Annotated in this window: 5 protein-coding genes and 1 pseudogene; 4 read left to right on the top strand and 2 right to left on the bottom strand. The window is 73.5% G+C overall.

Annotated features, from left to right (window positions below; genetic code table 11):
* The 3 genes from ACWD01_RS36890 to ACWD01_RS36880 form a co-directional block, all read left to right on the top strand.
* Window positions 1-951: acyl-CoA carboxylase subunit beta (locus ACWD01_RS36890; RefSeq protein WP_451168292.1), on the top strand; the 951-nt coding region annotated here is incomplete at its 5' end.
* Window positions 952-961: 10 nt separating this feature from the next.
* Complete coding sequence (locus ACWD01_RS36885; RefSeq protein ID WP_451168290.1) at window positions 962-1,183, top strand: acyl-CoA carboxylase subunit epsilon; 222 nt, start codon at window positions 962-964, stop codon at window positions 1,181-1,183.
* A gap of 134 nt (window positions 1,184-1,317) precedes the next feature.
* On the top strand, window positions 1,318-4,305 hold the full coding sequence (locus ACWD01_RS36880) for a BTAD domain-containing putative transcriptional regulator (protein ID WP_451168288.1): 2,988 nt from the start codon (window positions 1,318-1,320) through the stop codon (window positions 4,303-4,305).
* 15 nt (window positions 4,306-4,320) lie between these two features.
* Here the strand turns inward: ACWD01_RS36880 and ACWD01_RS36875 are convergent, their stop codons facing one another.
* Entirely contained in the window at window positions 4,321-4,563 is a 243-nt protein-coding gene (locus ACWD01_RS36875; protein ID WP_451168286.1) for a hypothetical protein, read from the bottom strand.
* Between the two features lie 240 nt (window positions 4,564-4,803).
* Here ACWD01_RS36875 and ACWD01_RS36870 point away from each other — a divergent pair, with 240 nt between their 5' ends.
* On the top strand, window positions 4,804-6,669 hold the full coding sequence (locus ACWD01_RS36870) for a BTAD domain-containing putative transcriptional regulator (RefSeq protein ID WP_451168284.1): 1,866 nt from the start codon (window positions 4,804-4,806) through the stop codon (window positions 6,667-6,669).
* A 6-nt stretch (window positions 6,670-6,675) separates the two neighbouring features.
* Here the strand turns inward: ACWD01_RS36870 and ACWD01_RS36865 are convergent.
* Window positions 6,676-6,761, bottom strand: a pseudogene (locus ACWD01_RS36865) (IS5/IS1182 family transposase); the annotation flags it as partial.

Raw genomic sequence — 6,761 nt, 5'->3', positions numbered from 1 at the left:
AAGGCGGTCACCGGCGAGGAGATCACCCAGAACGGCCTGGGCGGCGCCGACGTACACGCCGAGACGAGCGGTGTGGCGCACTTCGCGTACGACGAGGAGGAGACCTGCATCGCGGAGGTCCGCTTCCTCCTGTCGATGCTCCCCGCCAACAACCGCGAGAAGCCGCCCCGTTCGGCCACTTCCGACCCCGCCGACCGCCGCTGCGAGTCGCTGCTCGACCTCGTCCCGCTGGAGGGCAGCCGCCCGTACGACGTACGCGCCGTCATCGAGGAACTCGTCGACGACGGTGAGCACATGGAGGTCCACGAACGCTGGGCCACCAGCGTCCTCACCACCCTCGCCCGGCTCGACGGCGAGGTCGTCGGCATCGTCGCCAGCCAGCCCCAGTCCCTCGCCGGGGTGCTCGACATCCACTCGTCCGAGAAGGCGGCCCGCTTCGTGCAGCTGTGCGACGCCTTCAACATCCCGCTGGTCACCCTCGTCGACGTGCCCGGCTTCCTGCCCGGCGTCGACCAGGAGCACGGCGGCATCATCCGCCACGGCGCCAAGCTCCTGTACGCGTACTGCAACGCCACCGTCCCCCGTGTGCAGGTCATCCTGCGCAAGGCGTACGGCGGCGCCTACATCGTCATGGACTCCCGCTCCATCGGCACCGACGTCTCCCTCGCCTGGCCCGCCAACGAGATCGCCGTGATGGGCGCGGAGGGCGCGGCCAACGTCGTCTTCCGCCGCCGGATCCAGGCGGCCGAGGACCCGGACGCCATGCGGGAGCAGCTCGTCAAGGAGTACAAGGCCGAACTGATGCACCCCTACTACGCGGCGGAACGCGGGCTCGTCGACGACGTCATCGACCCCGCCGACACCCGTTCGGCGCTCATCGGCGCACTCGCGATGCTGCGCACCAAGCACGCGGACCTGCCGTCCCGCAAGCACGGCAATCCACCCATGTGAGGAGACCCTGATGTCCGCACCGGCGCTCGAAGGCCCGCTGGGCCCGTCCCTGTTCAAGGTGATCAGCGGCTGCCCTACCCCCGAGGAGCTCGCCGTCGTCACGGCGCTCCTCCGCTCCCTGACGATGTCCGCGGCCGCCTCCGCCGCCGCGCCCGAGGCCGACGGCCCCGCACCCGCCGCCTGGGGCCGGCCGGAGGTCTTCCCCCCGGTCTCCTGGATGGCGCGGCGGTGAACCGGCCCGGCCGGCCCCGGATGGCAGCTTCCTGACGTCGTCGTTGCGGGGCCGGACAATGCCCTGTTACTCAGTGTGAAAACGGCGAAAGAGGTCGTACAGGTACGGCTGCGGCCGCGATCAGGAGGCAGTTCGTGCTTCAGGTGGTGTTCCGGATCCTGGGGCCGTTGGACGTCAGCGCCGACGGGCGCCCCGTCGTGCTCCAGGGCGCCCGTCAGCGCACCATCATGTCGATGCTGCTGCTCGCGCCCAACCGGGTCGTGTCCGTCGACACCCTGGCCGACGCCGTCTGGCGCGGCAACCCGCCGGCCACCGCCCGCAACCAGATCGCCATCTGCGTCTCCGCGCTCCGCAAGACGATCAAGAACGCGGTCGGCGTCGAGGACCTGCTCGTCACCAGTCACCCCGGCTACATGCTCTACGCCGGCGAACACCGCATCGACGCCGTCGAGTTCGAGGACCGCGCCGCCAAGGGCCGGGAGGCCGCCCGCCGCGGCCGGCCGGAAGAGGCGTGCGCCTTCTTCGAGGAGGCCCTCGCCATGTGGCGCGGCCCCGCACTCGAAGGGGTCTCCGCAGAACGCGTCGAGGCGGAGGCCGCCCGGCTCACCGGGATGCGCCTCGACGTCTACGAGGAGCACGCGGGACTGCGCCTCCAGCTCGGCCAGCACCGCGAGATGATCGGCGAACTCAGCGCCTTCGTACGCGAACACCCGCTGCGCGAGCAGGCCAAGGCCCATCTGATGCTCGCCCACTACCGCTCCGGCCGCCGCGCCGAGGCGCTGGAGACCTACCGCGACGGACAGCGGCTCCTCGCCGACGAACTGGGCATCGACCCCGGCCCCGCCCTGCAGGAACTGCACGAGGAGATCCTCGCCGACTCCCCGGGACTCAGCCTCCCCGTGGAGCCCGCCGCACTCGTGCCGCAGACCACCGTGCCGGCCCATCTGCCGCCCGGCGTCGCCTCCTTCACCGGCCGCCGCTTCGAACTCGCCTCACTGGACCGGCTGCTGGACAACCTGGACAGCAGCGCACTGCCGGTCGGCTCCATCACCGGCACCGGCGGCGTCGGCAAGACGGCCCTCGCCGTGCAGTGGGCCCACCAGGTCGCCGCCCGCTTCCCCGACGGCCAGCTCTTCGCCGACATGCGCGGCTACGACGGGGAGGAGGCGCCCCGCAGGCCCGGCGCCGTACTCGACAGATTCCTGCGCGCCCTCGGCGTACCGGGGCCGCAGATCCCCGCGGAGCAGGTCGAGCGCACCGCCCTGTTCCGCAGCGTCCTCGACGGCCGGCGCGTGCTCATCGTGCTCGACAACGCCCGCTCCTTCCAGCAGATCAAGCCCCTGCTGCCCGGCAACGGGCGCTCCTGCGTGCTGGTCACCAGCCGCGACAGCATGGGCGGCGCGCTCGCCGGCGACTACTTCTTCGTGCCCCTGCACCTCGGCTCGCTCGAACAGAACGAGTCCATCGCGCTGCTCTCCCGGGTCGCCGGCGACGACCGGTTCAGCGGCGACCCGGTGGGCGCCGCGCGCCTGAGCGCACTGTGCGACCGGCTGCCGCTCGCGCTGCGTATCGCCGCCGCCCGGCTCGCCGCCAAACCGCACTGGTCGGTGCGGACCCTGGTGGCCCGGCTGGAGGACCAGCACCGCAGGCTGGACGAACTCAGCCTGGACGAGCGCGGTGTCCGGGCCGGTCTGCGCCTCAGCTACCGCGATCTGCCGCCGGACACCGCCCGGATGTTCCGGCTGCTCGGCACCCTGGGAGTACCGGACTTCGCCGCCTGGGCCGGTGCGGCGCTCCTCGGCGTCGACCCGGTCGACGCCGAGGACCTGATCGAGCAGCTCGTGGACGCCCAGCTGCTGGAACCGCTCAGCGCCACCACCGGCCATGTCCGCTACCGGTTCCAGGACCTGCTGCGGCTCTTCGCCCGCGAGTGCGCGGAGGCGGAGGACGGCGAGGAGGAGCGGCTGGCCGCCACCCGGCGCGCCTGCGGGGCGTGGCTCGGCCTGGCCGGTGAGGCGCACCGCCGGGTGTACGGCGGCGACTACACGGTCGTCCACGGCCCGGCGCCGCTGCACTCGCTGCCCGGCCACCTGGTGGACAGCCTGCTGGACGACCCCATGGAGTGGTTCGAGAGCGAACGCTCCTCGATCACGGTCCTGGTGGAACAGGCGGCGAAGGCCGACGAGTCCGCGTACGCGTGGGACCTGGCGATGACCAGCGTGACCCTCTTCCAGAACCGCAACTACCTGGAGGACTGGCGCCACTGCGGCGAAAGCGCCCTCGAAGCGGCTGTCCGCACCGGCGACGCGCTGGGCCAGGCGGCGATGCTGCACTCGCTCGGCACCCTGGAGATCATCCAGTGGGCGTACGACGCGGCGCACGAGCGCCTCAGCCTGGCCCTGCGCCTGTTCGAGGCACAGGGCCAGGACCAGGGGCGGGCCCTGGTGCTCCGCAACCTGGCGCTGTGCGAACGCCATCGCGGAGACATGGACCGTGCCAGGCAGATGGCCCACCGGTCGCTGGAGATCTTCCGCGCGGTCGGCGACCACTACGCAGAGGCCCATGTACTGGGTCTGCTGGCGCAGATCGAACTGGAGCGGGGTGACCCGCAGGCGAGTCTGGTGCTGTCCTCGGAAGCGGTCGCCAGAAGCCGCGGGCTCGGGACCGCGAGGGGAGAGGCGCAGAGCACCGTCAGGCTCGCGGAGGCCCTGCTGCACCAGGGGGACGGTGAGCGGGCGGAGGACGCCTCCCGGCGTGCGCTCGAACTCGTCAGAGGCAGTGGCGACCGCCGGGGCGAGGCCCACGCGCTGCGCACGCTGGGTGAGGCGCTGTGGCGCCGTGGGAGGACAGAGGAGGCCGAAGCGGTCCTGCGGGATGCGCTGACCACTTCGGGAAAGGTGCCCGACCGCTATCTCGAGGCGCGTGCGGCGCTGGTGCTCGGATGTATCCAGGCTCTGCACGCGGACACGGCGGGCGCGGCGGCCGGCTTCAAGGCGGCGGAGGATCTCTTCGCCGATGTAGGGGCGCCGGCCTGGCAGGAACGGTGTGCGCAGCTGCTGGCGATGCTCGGCGACGGCGGGCCCCTCGACGCGCAGCGGCTCTTCGCGCTCGTCCGGTCCTGACGCGGCCCGGGCCGGTCAGGGCCACGGGTCGTCGCCGAGGGTCGTCGGCGAACTCGTCCACGGGTCGTCGCCCTTCGGGGCGACCGTCCACGGGTCGTCGGCCGCCAGGACCGAGCCGGCCGGCTGCGTGACCGCCGTCAGCGCCCCGGCGCCGCCCACCGTGCCCGCCACCGCCAGGAGGAGAGCCGCGCCGGCCGCCATCCGGCCCGCCCTCACGGTCGCCGCCGCGGACGGGGCCGAGGTGATGCAGCTCCTCATGGTGTTCCTCCTGTGGGCGAGACCCGTGCTTCCGGGCCTGGATACGACGTCCGGCTCATCGCTGTGGGCGGATGCCCTGCGGTACGCCACCAACGTTAGGGACGTCCCTTTTTGAGGCTCTTTCGGATCGATTTCGAAGCCACGAAATCCAGCCGATGCCGATGAAAAAGCCCTGCTCAGTAGCTTTCCCGGCAGATGGCCCGGCGACCGGAGCGGGGCCCGCGGAACCGGAAGGCCCTCATGGACTTCAAGATCCTCGGACCCGTGTCGGCCGAACTCGACGGCCACGCGGTCGCACTCGACGGCAGCAAGCAGCGCACCACCCTCGCGGCCCTCCTGCTCGCCGAGGGCAAGGTCATGCCCGACGAGCGGCTGACGGCCATCCTGTGGGGCTGGGAGCCGCCCGCCACCAGCACCAGGCAGCTCTACACGTATGTGTCCCGGCTGCGCACCCGCCTCGGGACCGGCCGTTGCCTGGAGCGCCAGGGCCCCGGCTACCGGATGGACATCGGCGACGCCACCCTCGACTGGTCCGGCTTCCGCCGCCTCGCCGGCGCCGGCCGCGCCGACCTGCTCGCCCACCGGTACGAAGAGGCGGAGCGCCGGCTGGCCCAGGCCCTCGCCCTGTGGCGCGGCCCGGCTCTGACGGGCGTCACCGACCATCTGCGGGACGCCGAGGGCCCCTTGATGGATGAGGCCAGGCTCGCCGCCCTGGAGGACCACGCGGAGGCGGCGCTCGCCCTCGGGCGGCACACCGACGTGATCCCCGCCCTCACCCGGCAGGTCATGCTGCAGCCGGTACGCGAACGGCTCCGCGGCCAGCTGATGACCGCACTGTTCCGCAGCGGCCGTCAGGCCGACGCGCTCGCCGTGTACGAGGAGGGGCGCCGGGCCCTCGCGGACGAACTCGGCATCGACCCCGGGCCGGCGCTCCGCGCGCTGCACCAGGAGGTGCTGACGGGGACGCTCGCGCCGCCCGCGGCACCGGAACGCCGCACGGTCGCGGTGTCGGCGCCGGCCGGTCCGCCTTTGGGCCCCGCCGCTCCGCCCGGTCGGCCGTTGGGCCCCGTCGCACACCAGGGCGGCGTCGCCGGCACGGCCCCCGTCCCGGCGACCCTGCCGGCCCCTCCCGCCGACTTCACCGGCAGGGCCGCCGAGACCGAGGAGGTCGTCACCGCGCTCCGCGGCCACCACGACGTGGTGATCACCGGCGCCTCGGGCACCGGGAAGTCCGCCCTCGCGCTGTGGGCGGCCGACCGGTGCCGTGACGACTTCCCCGAGGGCCGCCTCCACGCCGATCTGCGCACCGCCGACGGCGGCCGCCGCGCGCCCGCCGAAGTGCTCGGCTGGTTCCTGCGCGCCCTCGGCGCCGAACCGGACCGGACACCGGCCGGACTCGACGAGCGGATCCAGCTCTACCGGACGCTGCTCGCGGGCCGCCGGATGCTCGTCGTACTCGACAACGCCTTCGACGACGCACAGGTGCGCCCGCTGCTCCCGGGCGGCGGCGCGTGCCGCACCGTCGTCACCGGCGTCCGCTCCCACCTGGCTTCGCTCGAGGGGACCCGGCTGGTGCGGCTCGGCCCCCTGCCCCCCGCCGACGCGGGACGGCTGCTGGCCGCCGTCGCGGGCCCGGGGCGCCTCACCGCGTCACCCGAGGCCGCCGCACGCATCGCCGAGTCCTGCGACCGGCTGCCGCTCGCGCTGCGCATCGCGGCGGCCCGGCTGGCGGCGCACCCCCACTGGCCGGCCGAACTGCTCGCCGACCGCCTGGCGGTGCCGGAGCGCCGGCTGGCCGAACTGCGGCTGGGCAGCCTGGACATACGGACCGGGCTGCGGAGCGTGGTGGACCAGCTCGGGCCGGCGACCGGGGCGGCGTTCGGCGTCCTGGCGGCGGCCGGTCTGTCGCGGCTGACCGCCGGGGACGCCGCCGCGCTCCTCGACACCGGGCCGGACGCGGCGGAGGAGGTGCTGGAACGGCTGGTCGACGCCCAGTTGCTGGAGGCGTGGAGCATCGACGGCGATGCGCGGCTCTGCTACCGGTTCATGCCGCTCGTCCAGCTCTTCGCCCGCACCCGCCGCGCCCCCGAACTCGTCGCTCACTGAGCCTTTTCAGCGTTGCCTCTCCAGGGTGAGGACCGCGGCGGCGATGTCCGTCATGCGGTTCGGGCTGCAGCGGCTCCGGCGGAAGATCCGCC

The sequence above is a fragment of the Streptomyces sp. NPDC002835 genome (genome assembly GCF_053591995.1).
The sequence above is the reverse complement of the archived record's forward strand: the minus strand, read 5'-3'. Positions and strand labels throughout refer to the sequence as shown.

Coding starts and splice junctions, on each gene's coding strand:
- ACWD01_RS36885 (WP_451168290.1), top strand. CDS start 962: ATGTCCGCACCGGCGCTCGAAGGCCCGCTGGGCCCGTCCCTGTTCAAG.
- ACWD01_RS36875 (WP_451168286.1), bottom strand. CDS start 4,563: ATGAGGAGCTGCATCACCTCGGCCCCGTCCGCGGCGGCGACCGTGAGG.
- ACWD01_RS36870 (WP_451168284.1), top strand. CDS start 4,804: ATGGACTTCAAGATCCTCGGACCCGTGTCGGCCGAACTCGACGGCCAC.